The sequence below is a fragment of the Taklimakanibacter deserti genome (genome assembly GCA_003574785.1).
In genome coordinates this window covers 1-577 of sequence record QORU01000071.1, presented here as the reverse complement: position 1 = coordinate 577, position 577 = coordinate 1, and the positions used below count along the sequence as shown (strand labels likewise).

Below are 577 nucleotides of genomic sequence, written 5' to 3'. Positions count from 1 at the left end.
TCTCCGGTTAGCTCAACGCATCGCTGCGCTTACACACCCGGCCTATCAACGTCGTCGTCTTCAACGTTCCTTCAGGACTCTCAAGGAGTCAGGGAGAACTCATCTCGGGGCAAGTTTCGTGCTTAGATGCTTTCAGCACTTATCTCTTCCGCATTTAGCTACCGGGCAGTGCCATTGGCATGACAACCCGAACACCAGTGATGCGTCCACTCCGGTCCTCTCGTACTAGGAGCAGCCCCCCTCAGTTCTCCAGCGCCCACGGCAGATAGGGACCGAACTGTCTCACGACGTTCTAAACCCAGCTCGCGTACCACTTTAAATGGCGAACAGCCATACCCTTGGGACCGGCTTCAGCCCCAGGATGTGATGAGCCGACATCGAGGTGCCAAACACCGCCGTCGATGTGAACTCTTGGGCGGTATCAGCCTGTTATCCCCGGAGTACCTTTTATCCGTTGAGCGATGGCCCTTCCATTCAGAACCACCGGATCACTATGACCTGCTTTCGCACCTGCTCGCGCCGTCACGCTCGCAGTCAAGCTGGCTTATGCCATTGCACTAACCTCCTGATGTCCGAC

The 577-nt window shown here is 56.3% G+C and carries 1 rRNA gene; it reads right to left on the bottom strand.

Features of this window, described 5'->3' with window-relative positions:
• A 23S ribosomal RNA gene (locus DS839_RS35985) occupies window positions 1–577 on the bottom strand; the annotation flags it as partial.